The organism is Clostridium mobile, from assembly GCF_018918285.1.
Classification (GTDB): Bacteria; Bacillota; Clostridia; order Clostridiales; family Clostridiaceae; genus Clostridium_AW; species Clostridium_AW mobile.
Genome location: NZ_JAHLQF010000003.1, coordinates 424783 through 443243, shown reverse-complemented (window position 1 = coordinate 443243; position 18461 = coordinate 424783). Strand labels below are relative to the sequence as shown.

20 protein-coding genes are annotated in these 18461 nt (G+C 28.8%); 4 read left to right on the top strand and 16 right to left on the bottom strand.

Annotated elements, in window-relative coordinates:
- Positions 1-35: 35 nt before the first annotated feature.
- The 8 genes from KQI86_RS13910 to KQI86_RS13875 all read right to left on the bottom strand — a co-directional run bounded on the left by KQI86_RS13910 (position 36) and on the right by KQI86_RS13875 (position 7947).
- The gene (locus KQI86_RS13910; RefSeq protein WP_216439962.1) at positions 36-1331 is read right to left on the bottom strand and encodes a homoserine dehydrogenase; all 1296 of its coding nucleotides are present in this window, start codon (positions 1329-1331) and stop codon (positions 36-38) included.
- Positions 1332-1352: 21 nt separating this feature from the next.
- On the bottom strand, positions 1353-2669 hold the full coding sequence (locus KQI86_RS13905; protein WP_216439961.1) for an aspartate kinase: 1317 nt from the start codon (positions 2667-2669) through the stop codon (positions 1353-1355).
- Positions 2670-2695: 26 nt separating this feature from the next.
- Positions 2696-3559: a homoserine kinase gene (gene thrB, locus KQI86_RS13900; RefSeq protein WP_216439960.1), complete on the bottom strand. Its 864-nt coding sequence runs from the start codon at positions 3557-3559 to the stop codon at positions 2696-2698.
- A gap of 9 nt (positions 3560-3568) precedes the next feature.
- The gene (thrC, locus tag KQI86_RS13895; RefSeq protein ID WP_216439959.1) at positions 3569-5044 is read right to left on the bottom strand and encodes a threonine synthase; all 1476 of its coding nucleotides are present in this window, start codon (positions 5042-5044) and stop codon (positions 3569-3571) included.
- A 155-nt stretch (positions 5045-5199) separates the two neighbouring features.
- Entirely contained in the window at positions 5200-5346 is a 147-nt protein-coding gene (locus KQI86_RS13890; RefSeq protein WP_216439958.1) for a small, acid-soluble spore protein, alpha/beta type, read from the bottom strand.
- A 49-nt stretch (positions 5347-5395) separates the two neighbouring features.
- Positions 5396-6373 carry a tocopherol cyclase family protein gene (locus KQI86_RS13885; RefSeq protein ID WP_216439957.1) on the bottom strand — a complete coding sequence of 326 codons (978 nt, stop codon included), beginning with the start codon at positions 6371-6373 and terminating at the stop codon, positions 5396-5398.
- A 177-nt stretch (positions 6374-6550) separates the two neighbouring features.
- Entirely contained in the window at positions 6551-6955 is a 405-nt protein-coding gene (locus tag KQI86_RS13880; RefSeq protein WP_216439956.1) for an HNH endonuclease signature motif containing protein, read from the bottom strand.
- Positions 6956-7026: 71 nt separating this feature from the next.
- Positions 7027-7947 (bottom strand): metal ABC transporter substrate-binding protein, encoded by a 921-nt coding sequence (locus KQI86_RS13875; RefSeq protein WP_216439955.1) that lies wholly within the window; start codon positions 7945-7947, stop codon positions 7027-7029.
- Positions 7948-8116: 169 nt separating this feature from the next.
- Between KQI86_RS13875 and KQI86_RS13870 the strand changes: the two genes are divergently transcribed.
- The 3 genes from KQI86_RS13870 to perR all read left to right on the top strand — a co-directional run bounded on the left by KQI86_RS13870 (position 8117) and on the right by perR (position 10082).
- Positions 8117-8752, top strand: a complete 636-nt coding sequence (locus tag KQI86_RS13870) for a metal ABC transporter ATP-binding protein (RefSeq protein WP_216439954.1) — start codon at positions 8117-8119, stop codon at positions 8750-8752.
- A 30-nt stretch (positions 8753-8782) separates the two neighbouring features.
- Positions 8783-9574, top strand: coding sequence for a metal ABC transporter permease (locus KQI86_RS13865; RefSeq protein WP_216439953.1), 792 nt, complete (start codon positions 8783-8785; stop codon positions 9572-9574).
- A gap of 97 nt (positions 9575-9671) precedes the next feature.
- On the top strand, positions 9672-10082 hold the full coding sequence (perR, locus tag KQI86_RS13860; RefSeq protein WP_216439952.1) for a transcriptional regulator PerR: 411 nt from the start codon (positions 9672-9674) through the stop codon (positions 10080-10082).
- A gap of 20 nt (positions 10083-10102) precedes the next feature.
- On the opposite strand, the gene KQI86_RS13855 is transcribed toward perR, so the two are convergent.
- Both KQI86_RS13855 and KQI86_RS13850 read right to left on the bottom strand, forming a co-directional pair.
- On the bottom strand, positions 10103-11353 hold the full coding sequence (locus KQI86_RS13855; RefSeq protein WP_216439951.1) for an ABC transporter substrate-binding protein: 1251 nt from the start codon (positions 11351-11353) through the stop codon (positions 10103-10105).
- A gap of 228 nt (positions 11354-11581) precedes the next feature.
- Positions 11582-12553, bottom strand: coding sequence for a helix-turn-helix transcriptional regulator (locus KQI86_RS13850; protein ID WP_216439950.1), 972 nt, complete (start codon positions 12551-12553; stop codon positions 11582-11584).
- Between the two features lie 148 nt (positions 12554-12701).
- Here KQI86_RS13850 and KQI86_RS13845 point away from each other — a divergent pair, with 148 nt between their 5' ends.
- A complete protein-coding gene (locus KQI86_RS13845; RefSeq protein ID WP_216439949.1) occupies positions 12702-13052 on the top strand; it encodes a bactofilin family protein in 351 nt (116 codons plus the stop codon).
- Positions 13053-13084: 32 nt separating this feature from the next.
- Here the strand turns inward: KQI86_RS13845 and KQI86_RS13840 are convergent, their stop codons facing one another.
- From KQI86_RS13840 to lon, 6 genes are all read right to left on the bottom strand, one after another.
- The gene (locus KQI86_RS13840) at positions 13085-13510 is read right to left on the bottom strand and encodes a hypothetical protein (protein ID WP_216439948.1); all 426 of its coding nucleotides are present in this window, start codon (positions 13508-13510) and stop codon (positions 13085-13087) included.
- A 69-nt stretch (positions 13511-13579) separates the two neighbouring features.
- Positions 13580-13861 carry a hypothetical protein gene (locus KQI86_RS13835; protein WP_216439947.1) on the bottom strand — a complete coding sequence of 94 codons (282 nt, stop codon included), beginning with the start codon at positions 13859-13861 and terminating at the stop codon, positions 13580-13582.
- 42 nt (positions 13862-13903) lie between these two features.
- On the bottom strand, positions 13904-14509 hold the full coding sequence (locus tag KQI86_RS13830) for a hypothetical protein (RefSeq protein WP_216439946.1): 606 nt from the start codon (positions 14507-14509) through the stop codon (positions 13904-13906).
- Positions 14510-14651: 142 nt separating this feature from the next.
- A complete protein-coding gene (locus KQI86_RS20215) occupies positions 14652-15053 on the bottom strand; it encodes a CPBP family intramembrane glutamic endopeptidase (protein ID WP_246582813.1) in 402 nt (133 codons plus the stop codon).
- Positions 15054-15429: 376 nt separating this feature from the next.
- The gene (gene yihA, locus KQI86_RS13820; RefSeq protein ID WP_216439945.1) at positions 15430-16011 is read right to left on the bottom strand and encodes a ribosome biogenesis GTP-binding protein YihA/YsxC; all 582 of its coding nucleotides are present in this window, start codon (positions 16009-16011) and stop codon (positions 15430-15432) included.
- Positions 16012-16027: 16 nt separating this feature from the next.
- Entirely contained in the window at positions 16028-18343 is a 2316-nt protein-coding gene (gene lon / locus KQI86_RS13815; protein ID WP_216439944.1) for an endopeptidase La, read from the bottom strand.
- Positions 18344-18461 lie beyond the last annotated feature (118 nt).

The window sequence follows — 18461 nt, the reverse complement described above, 5'->3', positions numbered from 1 at the left end:
ATTATTGTGGCAATATGATATTGTTATATAGTACTTTATTGTAATCCTAAGTTTTCTATCCTTATAACATTCTCAACTTTAACTACATCATTTGATAGACTTACTTTATCCATAGATTTTCTTATATTACCTTCTAAAGTATTATGAGTTATAAATACTAAAGACACGCATTCTTCTCTTCTTCCTTTTTGTATAACAGATAGCATGCTCACATTATTCTTTCCAAATATTGAACATATCTCTCCTAAAACCCCTGGCTTATCCTTAACAGTCATTCTAATATAGTACTCACATTGTACTTTGTTTATATCTCTTATTTTATGTGGAATAGTTGCCTCTTCAAACTTTGAGTAATATAGAGGATTGTCCCTATTTCTTAAGATAGAAACAATATCTCCTACAACCGCACTTCCTGTAGGCAACTCACCTGCTCCTCTTCCATATAACATCAATTCTCCTACCGCATTACCTTTTATTAATACTGCATTAAAGGAATCATTCACATTAGCTAAAGGGTGATTAGCTGGTACCATTGTAGGATGTACTCTTAACTCTAATTCTCCATCTACATCCTTTGCTATTCCTAGTAATTTTATAACATAACCTAATTCTCTCGCATATTCAATATCTATAGGTTTAATATTTGTTATTCCTTCTCTATGAATATAACTTATATTAACTACATTATCAAAAGCTAAGGAAGATAATATACATAGCTTATACATTGGATCAAATGCTTCCACATCAGAAGTTGGATCTGCCTCTGCGTATCCTTTTTCTTGAGCTTCCTTCAGTGCTTCCTCAAAGCTTACTTTTTCTCTAGTCATTTTACTTAAAATATAATTTGTAGTTCCATTGATTATTCCTATAACTTCTTCAATCTTGTTAGCAACTAAATTTTCATTTAATCCATTTATTATTGGAATTCCTCCACCTACGCTTCCTTCATAAAAAAGCATTACTCCTTCTTCTCTAGAAGTTCTTAAGAGTGTGCTCCCCTTAGTGGCTATAGCCATTTTATTTGCTGTAACTACGTGCTTTTTCTTCTTCATACTTCTTATCATATAGTCTACTGATGGCTCTATTCCTCCTATTACCTCTACAACTATATCTATACTGTCATCTTCTAATATTTTATTAAAGTCAGTGGTTAGTATCTCCTTTGGCACATCTACTTCCCTCTGTTTATCTATATCTTTCACCAATATTTTACTGATATTAATTTCATAGCCTGATCTTTTTTTTAATTCATCCTTATTCTCTTCTACTATATTCCAAACTCCTCTTCCTACATTTCCAAGTCCCAAAAGTCCTATATTTACTTTCTTCATTTCTATCCCCCTTACATAATTTTAATTAAATGAATTATATATAGCTCTTATAGCTCTTTCAAAATCACTATCTTCCATTCCAATAATTATATTAATTTCACTAGATCCTTGGCTTATCATTCTTACATTTATATTTTCCTTAGCTAAAGCCATAAAAATTTTAGCTGATGTACCAATGGTCCTTGACATCCCTCTTCCTACAACAGCAATCAATCCCATATGTGGATGGACTTCCAGTGAATCTGGACAACATTTCAACTCTATTTCCTTTAATATTCTATTTAACTTCCCATTAAGTTGGTTTTGTGCAATTACAAGAGATACTGTATCTACTCCTGAAGGCATATGCTCAAAGGATACATTATTATCTTCTAGGATTGATAATACTTTCCTACAGTAACCTTGTTCTACATTCATCATACTCTTTTCAACGGTTATTACTGCAAAGTCCTTTTTTCCAGCTATACCAGTTATAGTGCCGCTATAGCTAACTGGGTCTAAATCATCAATTATTAATGTTCCCTCATCTTCTGGTCTATTGGTGTTCTTTATATTTATTGGTATTCCTACTTTTCTCACAGGGAAAATAGCATCTTCATGGAGTACTGTTGCTCCCATATAAGATAATTCCCTTAATTCTCTATAACTAATCTCCTTAATATTTTTAGGATTTTCTACAATCTTGGGATCAGCCATTAGAAACCCTGAGACATCTGTCCAGTTTTCATACAAACTTGCTTCTACTCCTCTAGCCACAATGGCCCCTGTAACATCTGATCCCCCTCTTGAAAAGGTCTTTACTTCCCCATTAGGCATAGCTCCGTAAAATCCAGGTATAACTGCCCTTTCCACCTTGCTAAGCCTTATATATATTTCTTTGTTAGTTCTTTCTTCATCGAAAATACCATTAGGCTTGAAAAAAATTATTTCTACTGGATCAATAAATTCATATTCCAAATACTTTGCTAAAATAAGTCCATTTAAATATTCTCCTCTGCTAGCAGTATAGTCTGCTGAGGCTCCTTTTTTAATTTTATTTTTTATTTCATCTAAATAAGTTTGAATATTTAAATCTATATTTAACTCTTTTACTAGATCCCTATACCTATTTCCTATAATTTCAAATACATAATCGAAAGAAATATTTTGCTCAGCATGGGTATGGCATAAATAAAGCAAATCAGTAATTTTTTGATCTTCTTTATTTCTTTTCCCTGGAGCCGAAGGTACAATAAATCTTCTTCTCTCGTCCTTTTCTATAATTAGTTTTACCTTTTTAAATTGACAACTATCAGCAAGAGAACTTCCTCCAAATTTAGCTACAATAATATTTTTCATAAATATTCACCTACACTTTATAAATTTTAATAAACATTTACTTTAGCTCCCAAATAATCAATTTCTAACTCTCTAACCTCCCAATTATCTTCTATGGTGATTAGATATTTATTAATTTCCTCTAAAAAATAGTTATTACTCTCTTCTAGCATAACCATAATTGTAGGTCCTGCACCACTCAAGAATACCCCTAAACTATTTAATTCTTTACAGTATGCTGTTATACTATCATAGTTTCTTATTAACTTACTTCTATAAGGTTGGTGTAATTTATCTTCACAACTAACTCTTAACTGTTCAAAATTGCCATTTATTAATGATGATATAGTTAATGCTACTCTTCCAACATTAAAAACTGCATCCGTATAATCTACTTTACTTGGTAATACACTTCTAGCTTCACTAGTAGATAATTTAAAATCAGGGGTTAGTGCGCAAAATTTTATTCCTTCTTTTAAATATAATTTTTCATAGTATATTTTTTCATTTTCAAATATAGCTGTAGTAACTCCACCAATTATAGCTGGAGTAACATTATCTGGATGACCTTCTATTTCTGTTGCCAGTTTTATTATTTCCTCTTTGCTTAAAATATCTCCCAGAATCTTATTAGCTCCTATAAGTCCCCCTACTATACAAGTAGCACTACTTCCAAGTCCTCTAGATTGAGGAATATTTCCCTCAATTCTAATATTAAAATCCTTATTTTTATACCCTACTTTGTCAAATAATTTCTTTGCACTTACATAAGCTAAATTATTTTCTTCCTTGTCATTTGAATAATCATTTTCTTCTATATAGAATTTATTATAAAAATTTAATGCTACCCCTAAGCAATCAAAGCCTGGACCTAAATTGGCGCTAGTAGCAGGTACAATTACTTCCACCATACATATCACCTATACTTTTAAATAATTTTTTATAACCTTTTTCATTTCTTTTTTCTTACATTTAGTTTTATGAATTATATTATTTTTTTCTAATTTTTTCAAAGAAGATGGAACTTGTATTCCGGTATACGAAGATAATTTATCTCCTAACTTAAAGGCTTCTAAATTTTCATCAATTCCTAAGGCAATACATATATCCTTAGTAAATTTGAAAGGGCTAGCAGTGCTAACTAATACAGTCTTTGTATTATCTTTTGTGCCCTCTTTGTAATCTCTGTAAGCCTTATATCCTACTGCAGTATGAGTATCTATTAAATATGATTGACTTTCATATATTTTTTTAATAATTTCATAAGTTTCTTCATCCGTTGCAAAGCTTGAGTAAAACTCATTTAATCTTGATAACATTTCCTCTGATAGAGAATACTCACCTTTTTCTTTTAAATTTATCATCATTTTTTCTACTTTTACATCATCACTTATATGATATAGCAATCTTTCTAAATTACTAGAAATAAGAATATCCATAGAAGGAGAAGATGTTATCTTAAATTCCCTATTCCTATTGTAGTTCCCTTTATTAAAAAATTCCCAAAGCACATTATTTTCATTAGATGCACAAATTAATTTATTTATTGGTAATCCCATTTGTTTAGCATAATAAGCTGCTAATATATTTCCAAAATTCCCTGTGGGCACAGAAATATTTATGCTCTCTCCTAAAGCAATATAACCTTTTTTCAACATGCTTGTATAAGAATAAATATAATAAACTATTTGTGGCAGAAGCCTACCTATATTTATTGAATTTGCAGAAGACAAAATATATCCATTATCCTTTAACTCTTTATTTAATTTTCTATCTTCAAATATTTCTTTAACTCCATTTTGGGCATCATCGAAATTACCATCTATGCCTACAACTAAAGTATTTTCTTCTTTTTGAGTTATCATTTGAAACTTTTGTATTGGACTAACACCATTTTCAGGATAAAATACTATTATTTTTATTCCATCAACACCACCAAATCCTTCTAATGCCGCTTTTCCCGTATCTCCTGATGTTGCTGTTAATATGACTATTTCCTCCTTTATCCCTACCTTATTGCAAGCAATCCTCATTAAATATGGCAGTATAGATAGGGCCATATCTTTAAAGGCTAGAGTAGGACCATGGTATAACTCTAAGTAATATTCATCTCCTTTTTTCACTAAAGGACTTATCTCTCTACTTTCAAACTTATTATCATAAGCATTGTTCACACAATATAATATTTCTTCTTCAGTAAAATCTGTAAGATATTTTTTTAGCACGTATACAGCTAATTGTTTATAATCATACTCAATCAATTCATCAAAGGCTAAATCTATTTTAGGAAAAAATTTAGGAATATATAGTCCTCCGTCAGTAGCTAGTCCATTAATAATAGCCTGTGAAGAACCTACTTCTTCATTTCCCCTAGTACTTTTATATAAAAGTTTCATCGTTACCACCCCATAATAAATACTTATAGATTATATATTATATTGTTCGTGTATCATAGTCAAGTGTTTTTTATAGAAAAACATATTTATTGTAGCCATAATGAGGATATATTAAAAAGGCATGTTTTACATGCCTTTTTAATATATCTAATTTGTTATTTTTTATTCTTGCCTAACTTTTTAGATTCATTTGAAGTACCTACTTCATTTGCAGTTTCTACTCTCATTTTTGCCAGTTCCTTTTTAGTTTTCTGCCCAGCTTTTTTATTATCTTTACTATTTTTATTGTTCTTATGTGCCATTTTATTTCTCCTCTCTGTATATGATGCACAATTATAATTTAACCAATATCTATTTTTTTATTAGTTCCTCTACATTGCCACCATACTCTATTCCAGCACATACTCCTTTATCTTCACATAAAATTGCCCCTGTTTTATTGCATTTCAGTTTTAAATATACTTCCCCAGCTAATGTTTCTTTAGCTAAAGGTATCATTGCATCTTCTCTTGGCGCATTGCATAAAAAATATTTATCCTTATTACTTCTTGCAATTATGTATAAAGAATAATTTTTATTTTTAGTTTCAATAACAAAATCTTCATTACTTCTCCATATTTTTAATTGGCTTCGATTAATAGTTGTAAATTTATAAAACTTATTGCCAACAGCTAATCCTATCAAAAATCCGTCAAAACTGCCGGACAAAAATGGCACTTGACCTATAGAGCAGCTTATGGAAACTTTACTGTTAACAAAATTATTGCATTGAACCCATATCCACCCATAAGGGAAATCTCTCCCCCAATTTTTTTCAATATATCCCTTTCCCCCTGTGAAATCTATATGTTCTCCGTTTATATTAATACCTCCTTGAAGATTCATGCTTGTAACACAGACCTGACTATAACATTGCATAAATGATAAATAATTATAAAAACCCATGCTTCCAGGATTTATTATTGTATCAGGCCACTTTAAGATATTTTTGAACAAAACTTTTCCTTTAATATCTATATCCTCATTCTTAATATTTAGCTTAATGCCCTTTATAGAAAATATATTCTCTTCAATATTTATTAAAAATTTATCTTCTGCCCATTTGAATTTTTTCACATCATATTTATTGTAGTAATACACTACTTCTTTCCCATATAATAATTGAATAAATGCATGAGAATAGTTTTGATTATTTCCAAGAAAAATCCCTGGAATAAATGAATAAGCTCTTTCTTCTTTACTATCTACTAATTTAAAGTACCATCCTTCAAAAAAGTTACCTTTTTTGCCTCTTCCATGATATAAATCTGGATTCAGTATTTTTCTCATTAAACTTCTCTCCATTCTTATATTATATAGATAGTTTTTCCAATATCCTTTAATATTAACCTTAAAACCTATTGAATTAAATTATACAATAAATATATTTCATATCTATATATCTTCTAAATATGAAGTATTTAGAATTTTATATAATAAAAAAGGCGTCTACAATAGACACCTTAACTATCCAACAAATAATGGTATGAAATCATCATCATATTTTTCTAACATATATGAATTATATTTTTCATTTCCCATTAATTTAAATATTATATCTTCTTTTTTATACCCTTCTTTATAAAGTTTGCAAGATCTCATAAGTTTTTTAACTCTATTCTTATTTATATAGAGTACCTCGCTAATTTCTTCGAGAGTATAATACTCTTTATATAAAGTCCTCCATAAATGTTCTTGCATTTCTAGTTTATACTGTATGTCTAGCTTCCAATTTTTATGTGGACCATTATCTCCCCTGTGATGCTCGGAACATAAGTATTTATAATTTAAATTAAAGTCTATTCCTCCCTGGCATCTATTAACTACATGATGTATTTCGGCTCTTCTACCGCATACTTCACATTTAGCCAATAAATTCCCTCCTTCTAATTTCATATTTCACTATTATTATACTACTTTTAGTAAGGATTTTAAAATACTAATTATTTCAAATTATCGTATACTTTCTCCAAATTCTCTCTCATAGCATCTATATAGTTTTTCTCTCCTCTACTTTCTAGAGTATGAATAACTTCAACTGATGCACCAACTTCTTTAGCCAGAGTCTCAGAAACTTTTGTACTTATATTCTCTTCAACAAAAATAGCCTTAACTCCATTTTTTTTGCAATAGTCCACTAACTCCTTCATTTTTTTAGGTGTTGGCTCTCCTTCCGCAAATACACCTTCTACGCTGCTTTGTTCTAATCCAAAATCTCTACAAAAGTAACTAAAGGCTTCATGTCCGGTAACAAAACTTTTATTTTCTAGTAATTCAAATTTAGTTTTATATTCATTTAAAAGTTCATTGACTTCTTTATTAAACTCATTGAAATTTTTTTCATAATAGTCCTTATTATTGCCATCTACCTTAACCAAAGCATCCTTTATATTCCTTGCTTGAACAATGGCAGTACTTAATCCTAACCAAGTATGGGGATCATAGCCTCCCTCATGTTTATGGTCATTGTCGTGGTTATCCTTCTCTTCTTCTGAAACTATTATAGGATCAACCCCTTGAGAGGCTTCAACTATTACTGTATCTTTATCTATTGTTTCTAATAGTTTATCTACCCAATGCTCCATGTTAAAACCATTATAAACAAACATATCCGCTTTGCTTATATTCATTATATCTTTTGCTTTTAATTCAAAATCATGGGCCTCTACTCCATCTGGAACTATTACCTCTATATTTACCTTATCTCCACCTATGTATTCTGCTAGCTCTCTCATAGGATTAAATGTAACTATTACATCAATCTTAGAGTTGTCGTTGCTTCCATTTGATAGCTCTTTACTATCACATCCATTTAACGTAAATAAAAATATTGTGATTACTATTAATATAATTTTATTTTTCATATTATACCACCTTTCGCAAGAACTAATGCAAATGATTTGCATTATCTGCTCTATATCATATTATTATTAATTTTTTCCATTGTCAAGTATATAATACAATTATGTTGCAAATAATTTGCATATGGGTATATAATGTAAATGTTAGAATTTTTCCATGGAGGCATTCACTATGATAAATATAGATAATTTATGTTTTTCCTATAATGGTTCAACTCCATATGGGCTAAATAATATTAACTTACATATTAATAAAGGTTCATATGTATCTATTATCGGGGAAAACGGAAGCTATAAAAGTACTATGTTAAAATTAATATTAGGTCTTATAAAGCCTTGTCAAGGAAGTGTAAGTATAAATACTAATAAAATAGGATATGTTCCTCAAAGAGCTAACTTCAATACTGACTTTCCTATTACTGTTTATGAAATATTAAAATGTCATGCTGCAAATTTAAAAATAAAAGATAAAAATGTAATCAATCAATGCTTAGAACAAATGTGTATATTAGATTTAAAGAATTCTCTTATAGGTAATTTATCTGGTGGACAACAACAGAAGGTTTTTATTTCAAGATCATTAGTTGGACACCCAGATTTACTAATATTAGATGAACCTTCCACAGGAATAGATTTAAAAAGCCAAGATGAAATTTATACATTCCTTAGAGAATTAAACAAAAACCATGGTATTACAATAGTATCTGTAGAACATAATTTAAAAGCTGTAACAGAAAATTCTACTCATATAGTTAAAATGACCAATGGTGAAATGAACTTTTATACTATTGAGGATTTTCTTCAATAGTATAAAGGAAAAGTAATTAAGGAGGAATTTATGTTACAATATTCTTTTATACAAAATGCCATTATAGCTACTTTGCTTATTTCTATTATATGTCCTTCAGTAGGTACTTTTTTAGTCTTAAAAAGATATTCTACCATGGGAGATGCATTATCACATGCTTCTTTTGCTGGAGTAGCTCTAGGGCTTGTATTAAATTTTAATCCAATATTATCTGCATTTATGTTCACTTCAATCTGTGCACTACTAATAGAATTACTTAGGAATTACTACAAAAGGTATGAAGAAATTATCTTAGTTATAATAATGACTTTAAGTGTTGGAGTGGCTATAACATTAATAAGCTCTGGTAGAGCAACAGGAAATGTAAACTCTTTTTTGTTTGGAAGCATATTAACTGTTTCTAAAGTAGACCTGTATACTATGTTTATATTGAGTATAATTTCTTTCATATTATTATACTATTTATATAATAAATTACTATATATAACCTTTGATGAAGAAGGAGCTAAAGTATTAGGCATAAATGTTAAACTTGTAAACTATATATTTTCTTTACTTGTAGGAGCGACAATATCTCTATCCATAAGAATAATGGGTATATTAGTTATTTCATCTATAATTGCAATACCAGTAGCTACAGCACTACAATTAAAAAGAGGATTTAAGCAAACCTTTTTCCTATCTATCATATTTGGTTTTATTGACATATTACTAGGTTTGATATTATCATTTTATATAGATTGTGCCCCAGGTGGAACTATCGCAATTACATCTGTAGTTTTATTATTACTAATAATTATTTTTAGAAAAAACAAATCATAGATTAAAATTTTATAATAATAATTTTTATTTAAAATTAATTGACTTCAAATAATAATTATTATATAATAGTGTAAATAACATTGGAAGGATGGTGTTTATGGATAATATAACTGCTATATTTAAAGATAAAAAATTAAAATTAACTCCACAACGCATTGCAGTGTATAAATATTTAAAGTCTACAAAAGAACACCCTTCTGCTGAAGTAATATATAAAGCATTACAAGAAGAATACCCTACAATGAGTTTAGCTACGGTATATAAAGCATTAAAAACATTAGTAGAAGTACATCTTGTACAAGAGATTAATGTAGGTGAAGGTAATTTTAGATATGATGGAAATACCTGCCCTCATTCTCATATTCAATGTCTTCAGTGCGGTAAAGTAGATGATATAGAAGTATGCTTTCAAGATTTAAATGAGAAAATTTCTTCTCATACAGATTATGATGTTCTTACAAATCAAGTTTATTTCTATGGAGTATGTAAAGGTTGTAAGGAAAAATAGTGGTGATCTCACCACTATTTTTATTTATAGACTTCTTTTAAAATATCTTCCCATTCCCTTCCATTATACTTTCCAGATAAAATTTCTTCAATTTGAGATGTTAGTGCAACATATAAATTTTCAGGTAAATTATAGACGAATAATATACCATTCTCATTATTGTCTTCTAAATGTTTTCTCATTGTAGTTCCAATTCCTGTAAGCTCTTTATTAGCATTTATATTTCCTGTTATATGACCTTTTTCTAAAAGCTTCTTTTGAGTTTCATCGCTATATATAAATTTAATAAATTCACCAACTTCTTCACCACTTTCTCCATTTACAGGTAAGCATATCAAAGCATTAACAATGACTGGAACACTACCTTTAAATGATACCATAGATTCATAATCTTCTATTAGTCCAATATTGTGTTTATTTAATTCATTATAATAATGAGAGGTTGATATAATTAAAGGAATATCTCCATTAGTAAATTTTTTTATTGTAGTCTCATTACCTAATTCAAAAGTATTTTTATTTATGACTCCTTTTTTATATAAATCCTGTATGTCATCTAATAGACTTTGGAATTCTTTTCTTTCCTTATAAAAATCCTGTGAGAAATCATATATACAATCTATTTTATACATATTTCCTTTATCTCTAACTACTAGAGATGATATTGCGTTATAGATATCCAAATCCTCTGTTAGGATTACAGGTACTCTAATAGATAATTGATTTAGATTTTTAAGGAGATTATCTAAATCACTTATTTTTGTTGGAGTTGGTAATTTTAGTTTATCTAATGATTCTTTATTATAAAATACTTCTATAGTATATGGAATTATGGGCATACCATAATATTTATCACAGTATCTTCCATACGATTTAAATATATTATAATATTTTTCATTAATTTTGTTTTTTTCATAATAGTTCGATAAATCATTTAAATATCCCTTCTTCTGCAACTCTATCATTTTATTTCTAGAAGTAACAATTATATCTCCTATTTTTTCTTTTGACACATCTTCTACATTATTTATACCAATAGAGTTATTAATTGTTATATTAATTTTAGGATTTTCCTTCTCAAATTCTTCTACTAAAAATTTTATTATATTTAAACTTTGTTTATCTTTTATATCAATGAATATATTTAATTTTTTCTCGCCTCTTTGAGTTTCCTTCTTATTTTTACATCCCCCAAAATTCAAACTAAGCATTAATATCATAAATAAACATAGGAATTTTTTATAATTTACAATCTTTAGTTTATTAAACATATATCTCACCCCAAAAGTTTATTTATCTTATTTTGTGCAAAATGAAATAAATATATAATCTTTTTAATAATTTATAATTATCAAATAAAGACAAAAAAAACAAATGGGACCATACGGTCCCAAGGGGGATGGGGGGTTCTAGCATTAAATAAAGTTACGTGACTCCATTTAGTGCTATGGAGATTTTATCTCCATTTTCATTTATTATGATAACCACTTTACAAAATCTTATTCATTATTTTCATTTATTTTATAAATATTTAAAATATTTTTTATTTCAATCATTATATCTTCTTTTAATGATTGAGGTTCTAATATTTCAGCTCCATCTCCAAAGCTCAATATCCATTTTTTTAAACTATCTATTTCATCAGTATATATATCTAATATTATATCTCCATTATCTAACTCTTCTAATTTTTGAGAACTACACCATTTGCTATTTTTTATATATTTAATATAGTCCTTAGTAAATTTTATTTTAATAAAAGAATTTCCTTTATCAAAAACTCCCCAATTTTCCATCATAAATTCTTTTAATGAAAAACTTCTCGGCTTTATATAAATATCTTGTGTAGGATCCAAACTAATTATTTTATTAATTTCATAAGCATTTACTTTATCTGATAGCTGAGAATAAGCTATTAAAAACCATAGTCCTTCCTTAAATAATATAAGATAAGGATCTATTGTTTCTTCTATAGAAAATTTTTTTCCATTTTTAAAATATTCTACTTTAATACTTTTCCCTCTTTCTATGGATTTATTTATTATGTTTATTTTATCTTCTAAATTGATTTCATTTCCTAGATCTTCTACATTTGGAGAACTTTTTTCAAGTAGGTCCTTTAGTTCGTAATCTTCCTTAAAGCAAGAATTCTTAATTTTTGATACAGCATTAGTTAAATAATTTTTAAATGGGAAATCAGTACTTTGACATATATTCTCAATAGCAATCAATGATTGTAATTCTTCTATTGTTAATTTAGGAGGCCTAATATACAAATTATCATCTATATAAAAACCACCGTATCTTCCTTTTATAGTATGTACTGGAATATTTGCAGCATTTAAGTTATTTATATATCTATATATTGTTTTTTTATCTACATCTAAAATTTCTGCTAGTTCTGAAGCTGTAGCAGTTTTTTTATATTGCAAGTTAATAAGTAGCTGAATTAAATGACCTAATTTAGACATATTTAATACCTCCTAAGTTTCCTCTATAGATAAGTCGTTATTAAACTTGAATTTTTAAGTAATTTTCATAATTTTATAAAAAGAACTTGTAATATTTACTTATCTACTTAAATATAAATATTTTAAAGTACTAAATGGAGGTATTATTATGTTTATGTCAAATGACCGTGATAAAAATGTCAATAAGATAGAGACCTTAATAGGTGAAGGCTGTAGCATTATAGGTTCATTGAAAGGCGAAAACCTATTAAAATTAAATGGCTATTTAGAAGGCAATATTATATGGAAAGATGATATTCTAATTGGAAATACAGGATATTGCAAAGGAGATATTATATGCAAAAATGCGTACATAAATGGGAAAATCGAAGGTAATATAACTTGCGAAGGGATACTAACAATAGAAGATAACGGACAAGTCATAGGTGATATATCAATTAGAAATATAATTGTAAAAGAAGGTGGATTATTAGATGGGAAATGCTGCATAATAAAGTAATAGAAAGACTTCTGTCTTTCTATTAAATAATTTTATTTAGTTAATATCCTTCCAATTGAATATAATTGTATTATTCTATCAACAATTGCTCCTTTTTCTGCATTTACCATAGGTTTTATTGCATATAGTAGTTCTAATGTCTGATCATTACTATTATTTCTTGAATTTATGTTACTTTCAACTGCTCTATTGTTCACCGGATTGGATGAATTATTTAAATTACCTAAATCACCCAGATTAAAATTAGCTAGTAAATTTGATAATTGTTCCTGATCTATATTATTTAACATATCCATTATATTATTACTATTGTTATTATTAATAAAATTTCCATTATCTCTATCTATATCTATATCTATATCTCTATCCCTAGCTCTGTCTCTATCTCTATCTCTGTCCCTATCTCTATCTCTGTCCCTATCTCTGTCCCTATCTCTTCTATGTTTCTTCTTCGACATCTTCCCCCTCCTCTACTACATGATTATATTTATTATATGGAGGGCAATTCTGCCCTCCATTAATTTTTTTTAGCAACAAAAGTTACGTCTTCCGCCACAGAAATCAAAATTGCCTCCACAACAAACTAGTAAGAAGAATGCAATTATGAACAATAAGCTATTGTCTATTAAACAATCATCATTGTGGTCGTCGCCGTGATGACGTCTTCTGTTACAACTAAATTGTAGAACTATTAATATTAATATTAACAGACCGCTACCTGAGCCACATGATCCGCCAAATCCTCCAAATGATCCAAATGAATCACAGCAACAGCTAGATCTACGTGAACAACATCTTCTCTTTGACATGCTAAACCCCCCTTTCCTTTGGGCAATGGTTATTTTTGTTTTCTATTCCTCAACTTCAGTTCTTAAAGTATCGGCATCTAAACTTAGGATGTTATTACTACAATGGTCGTTTTCTTTTCTACATGAGCAGAATACTAGGAATAGTATTACTATTATAAATATGAAGTTACTGTCAAAGAAGCCGCCTCCAAATCCATTTCCAAATCCACATCCAAAGCCGCCTCCAAAGCCGCTTCCAAAGCCGCTTCCAAATCCGCAGCAACGTCTTCTACAGCAACATTCGCAGCAAGGGTCGCAACAACATTCGCAGCAAGGATCACAGCAGCATTCGCAACAACATTTACAGCGTTTGCGTCTTCTTTTCTTTCTTTTTTTTCTTTTGCAGCAGCAATCATCACATCCACATCCACCACATCCACATCCGTCAAATCCACACCCGTCAAATCCAAATCCGCCAAAACCTTGATTACAACCGCAGCCTAATAGTAATAGTATTATTATTATAAATATAATCGAGCCGCCTCCAAAATTTCCAAAGTCTCCAAACTTTCCAAAGTTTCCTAAGGCTTCTAAAGATCCTTTTGGCAATTTTAGATTTGTATTTTCATCTCCAGCAAGTAATCCATTTAATAGGCTGTTGAAATCCACCATACCTCCTCCTTTCAGAAGACTCTTTGTATTTCTTTTGTTTCTAATATATACTATTCTGTTTTTTCTATTTTGACACACAAAAAAATAAAAAAATAAAAATAAATGAAATTAATTTCATTTATTTTTATTTCTTAATTTATCACACTAATTTTTGAAATAAGAGTACAAAAGCCGATATTGAATTAAAAAATCCATGGTTAAAGACTGCATACCAATATCCATGTTTATGAATTAAATAACAGTTAAATAGACCTATCCAAAATATCGATGGAAATGACATTAAATTAAAATGTACCATACTAAAAATTAAACTAGTTAATATGGCAGATATATATATACCTATCCTATCTTTAAATATTTTTTCAAAAAATAACCATCTAAAAATAAACTCTTCAACAACTGGTGCAAAAATAACTATTATAGGCATATTTATAATATATCTTTTTAATGGTAATTCCGTCATTCTAGTTATTACTTCTTGCTCTTTTATAGAAATTTTAAAACTATCAAATATAATTAAAGCAATCATGCCTATGATCATTGTACAAATATAAGAGAATATAGAATATTTTATAGCCTTAAGTAACTTAAAATTATTTAGATTAAATCCATAGCTATAATAATCATCTTCCCATTCCTCTTTTATGTATTTAATACATATTAATACTAAAATGAAAGGTAACAGATTTTGTGTAAACAAACTAAGAGCTAAATATATAATACTTATAATAAAGAGTAGAAATTTATTTCTACCTTTCCTTGTCCAAAAGTTCCAAAACATTGTTAGTGGAGGTATATAAAGTATTACAAAAATAATAAGATTTTTAATAAGGTTTAAATACACTTATATCACTTCCTTAAGAAACATAAAATATGGCATGTAATACAAAACATTAGTATTACATGCCGGCTAAAATTTAATTCAGTGCTGAAAAAATATTTATTAATAACTCTTCCTTACCCTGTTTCTTCAAAGTAGAATGATAAATAATCTTATCATCACTTATTTCTAGGGCCTCTTTTATGGTTTTTTTACTCTGAGCTAGTTCATTCTTATTTAACTTATCACTCTTAGTAGCTACTACTATGTAATCATATCCATAATGTTTTATCCAACTATGCATAATTCTATCGTCTTCTGTTGGCTTATGCCTACAATCAACTAATAATACCATCTTTTTTAATTGAGGTCTATTATTTAAATAAGTTTCAATTGTCTTTCCCCATGTAAGTTTTTCTTGCTTTGAAACTTTTGCATATCCATATCCAGGAAGATCCACAAAATAAAAATCATTGTTTATTAAAAAAAAGTTTATTAGTCTAGTTTTACCTGGAGTACCACTTACTTTAACTAATTTTTTTCTATTAGTTAGGCTATTTATTAATGAAGACTTACCTACATTAGATCTACCAACAAAAGCAATTTCATACCTTTCATCTTTAGGATATTGTGAGGGAGTTACCGCAGATGTGATAAATTCAGATTGCTTTATTTCCATTTTCATCCCTCCATTTTTATTCTGCCAAAGCATTTTTTAATACTTCTTCTACATTATCTACTAAAATAAATCTAATATTATTTTTAATAGTTTTAGGTATTTTCAATAAATCTTTTTCGTTTTCTTTAGGAATTATAATAGTATCAATCCCTGCTCTAAATGCTGCAAGAGTCTTTTCTTTTAATCCACCAATAGGTAGTGCTCTCCCTGTTAAGGTTACTTCTCCTGTCATAGCTACATTATGTTTTACTTTTTTACCACTTAATGCTGAAACCATGGCTGTCACCATAGTTATGCCTGCTGAAGGTCCATCTTTAGGTACTGCTCCTTCAGGAACATGAATGTGAATATCTTTATTTTTATAAAATTCTGGCTCTATACCATATGTACTAGCATTGCTTCTAATATAGCTATATCCAGTTCTTGCAGATTCCTTCATTACATCTCCTAGTTTACCTGTCAATTCTAGTCTACCTGTACCTGCCATTACTGTTACCTCTACTGGAAGAGTATCTCCACCGTAACCAGTCCAGGCCATTCCCATAACTACACCTATTTGATCTATTTTATTGCTCTTTTCGTAGGTATATACTACTGGTCCTAAATATTTTTTAATACCATTAACATTTATGCTTATTTTTTCTTTATTCTTTTCTACCATTTCAGCAATTGCTTTTCTTGTAACAGAAGCAATTTGCCTTTCTAAGTTTCTTACTCCTGACTCTCTTGTATAGCCATCTATAATAAACTCTATAGCTGGGTCAGATATTTGAATCTTATCTTCCTCTATATTATGTTCTTCTAATTTCTTAGGCACTAAATGTCCTTTTGCAATATGTAATTTTTCTTCTGAAGTATATCCTGATACTTCTATTACTTCCATTCTATCCATTAATGGTCTCGGAATAGTATGGAGTGTATTAGCAGTAGTTATGAATAAAACATTAGACAAGTCAAAATCAAGCTCTAAATAATGATCCCTAAAAGTACTATTTTGTTCGCTATCTAAAACTTCTAAAAGAGCATCTCCAGGATCTCCTCTAAAATCGTTACTCATTTTATCTATTTCATCTAATAAAAATAATGGATTCTTTGACTTAGCCTGTTTTAATCCATATATTATTCTTCCAGGTATAGCTCCCACATAAGTTTTTCTATGTCCTCTTATTTCAGCCTCATCTCTAACCCCACCTAAAGACATTCTAACAAAATTTCTATTTAAAGCATGTGCTATAGATTTAGCTATAGAAGTTTTACCTACCCCTGGAGGTCCTACAAGGCAAAGTATTGGCCCCTTTAATGAATTACTCATTTTCTTTACTGCTAAAAATTCAATTATTCTGTTTTTTACATCCTCTAATCCATAGTGCTCTTTTTCTAATACTTCTCGTGCTCTTTTTATATCTAAATTTTCCTCTGTTTCTGCATTCCATGGTAAATCTAAAATCCAATCTAAATATGTTCTTATAACTCCACCTTCTGCAGAATAGGATCCACTGTTCTTAAGTCTGTCTAATTCATATAAAGCTTTTTCCTTTACTGGTTTAGGTAATTTAGCCTTATTTATTTTTGTTTTATATCTAGCTATTTCTTTCTTATCTTCGTCATCTTCTCCTAGTTCTTCCTGAATTGCTTTTAGCTGTTCCCTTAAGTAGTATTCTTTTTGAACCTTATCTATTTTGTTTTTTACTTTTGTTCCTATTTTTCTTTCTATTTTTAAAACATCTATTTCATTATTTAAAAATACTAAAAGTTTTTCTAATCTCTCTTCAATTAAATAGGCTTCTAATAAATCTTGTTTTTTATCTCCTTTTAAAATTAAATAGGAACTTATAACGTCTGCAAATCTTCCTGGGCTTTCCACATCATCTATTGAAACTAATGTTTCTGAAGGTATGTTGCCAGATAACTTCATATATTCATCAAAAGCTTTTCTAAGAGAGCGTAAAAGTGCTTCACATTTATTTCCTTCATCACATATAATATCCTCTAACTTCTCTATTTCTGCTTTAAAGAAAGGCTCTCTTTGTGTATAATTATTTATCTGAGCTCTATTTTCCCCTTCAACCAGCACTCTCACTGTATCTCCAGGTAGCTTTAATATTTGCTTTATATTACAAATAGTTCCAACTTGGAATATATCTTTTTCTTCTGGCTCTTCTACTTTAGCTTCTTTTTGAGCTGCTAAAAATATTTTCTGTCCATTTAACATAGCTTCTTCCAAAGCTAAAATAGATTTTTCCCTTCCCACATCAAAATGCATTACCATATAAGGAAATACGGTTATACCTCTTAAAGGAATTAGAGGAAGAACTATTAATTCTTTTTCCATGTTTTTCCCCTCACTTTACATAATGTACTAATATTTATAGTTAGACTAATATATTATAACCATAAAAGTATTTTTTTTCAATGAAAAAAATCAAAGCAAATTTGCCCTTTCCTTCATT

Excerpts from the sequence above, each read along its gene's own strand:
- KQI86_RS13840 (WP_216439948.1), bottom strand. The coding sequence starts at position 13,510 with ATGTCGAAGAAGAAACATAGAAGAGATAGGGACAGAGATAGGGACAGA.
- KQI86_RS13905 (WP_216439961.1), bottom strand. The coding sequence starts at position 2,669 with ATGAAAAATATTATTGTAGCTAAATTTGGAGGAAGTTCTCTTGCTGAT.
- KQI86_RS13835 (WP_216439947.1), bottom strand. The coding sequence starts at position 13,861 with ATGTCAAAGAGAAGATGTTGTTCACGTAGATCTAGCTGTTGCTGTGAT.
- lon (WP_216439944.1), bottom strand. The coding sequence starts at position 18,343 with ATGGAAAAAGAATTAATAGTTCTTCCTCTAATTCCTTTAAGAGGTATA.
- KQI86_RS13910 (WP_216439962.1), bottom strand. The coding sequence starts at position 1,331 with ATGAAGAAAGTAAATATAGGACTTTTGGGACTTGGAAATGTAGGAAGA.
- KQI86_RS13885 (WP_216439957.1), bottom strand. The coding sequence starts at position 6,373 with ATGAGAAAAATACTGAATCCAGATTTATATCATGGAAGAGGCAAAAAA.
- KQI86_RS13870 (WP_216439954.1), top strand. The coding sequence starts at position 8,117 with ATGATAAATATAGATAATTTATGTTTTTCCTATAATGGTTCAACTCCA.
- KQI86_RS13875 (WP_216439955.1), bottom strand. The coding sequence starts at position 7,947 with ATGAAAAATAAAATTATATTAATAGTAATCACAATATTTTTATTTACG.
- KQI86_RS13855 (WP_216439951.1), bottom strand. The coding sequence starts at position 11,353 with ATGTTTAATAAACTAAAGATTGTAAATTATAAAAAATTCCTATGTTTA.
- KQI86_RS13890 (WP_216439958.1), bottom strand. The coding sequence starts at position 5,346 with ATGGCACATAAGAACAATAAAAATAGTAAAGATAATAAAAAAGCTGGG.
- yihA (WP_216439945.1), bottom strand. The coding sequence starts at position 16,011 with ATGGAAATAAAGCAATCTGAATTTATCACATCTGCGGTAACTCCCTCA.
- KQI86_RS13865 (WP_216439953.1), top strand. The coding sequence starts at position 8,783 with ATGTTACAATATTCTTTTATACAAAATGCCATTATAGCTACTTTGCTT.
- KQI86_RS13850 (WP_216439950.1), bottom strand. The coding sequence starts at position 12,553 with ATGTCTAAATTAGGTCATTTAATTCAGCTACTTATTAACTTGCAATAT.
- thrB (WP_216439960.1), bottom strand. The coding sequence starts at position 3,559 with ATGGTGGAAGTAATTGTACCTGCTACTAGCGCCAATTTAGGTCCAGGC.
- KQI86_RS13845 (WP_216439949.1), top strand. The coding sequence starts at position 12,702 with ATGTTTATGTCAAATGACCGTGATAAAAATGTCAATAAGATAGAGACC.
- KQI86_RS20215 (WP_246582813.1), bottom strand. The coding sequence starts at position 15,053 with ATGATCATAGGCATGATTGCTTTAATTATATTTGATAGTTTTAAAATT.
- thrC (WP_216439959.1), bottom strand. The coding sequence starts at position 5,044 with ATGAAACTTTTATATAAAAGTACTAGGGGAAATGAAGAAGTAGGTTCT.
- perR (WP_216439952.1), top strand. The coding sequence starts at position 9,672 with ATGGATAATATAACTGCTATATTTAAAGATAAAAAATTAAAATTAACT.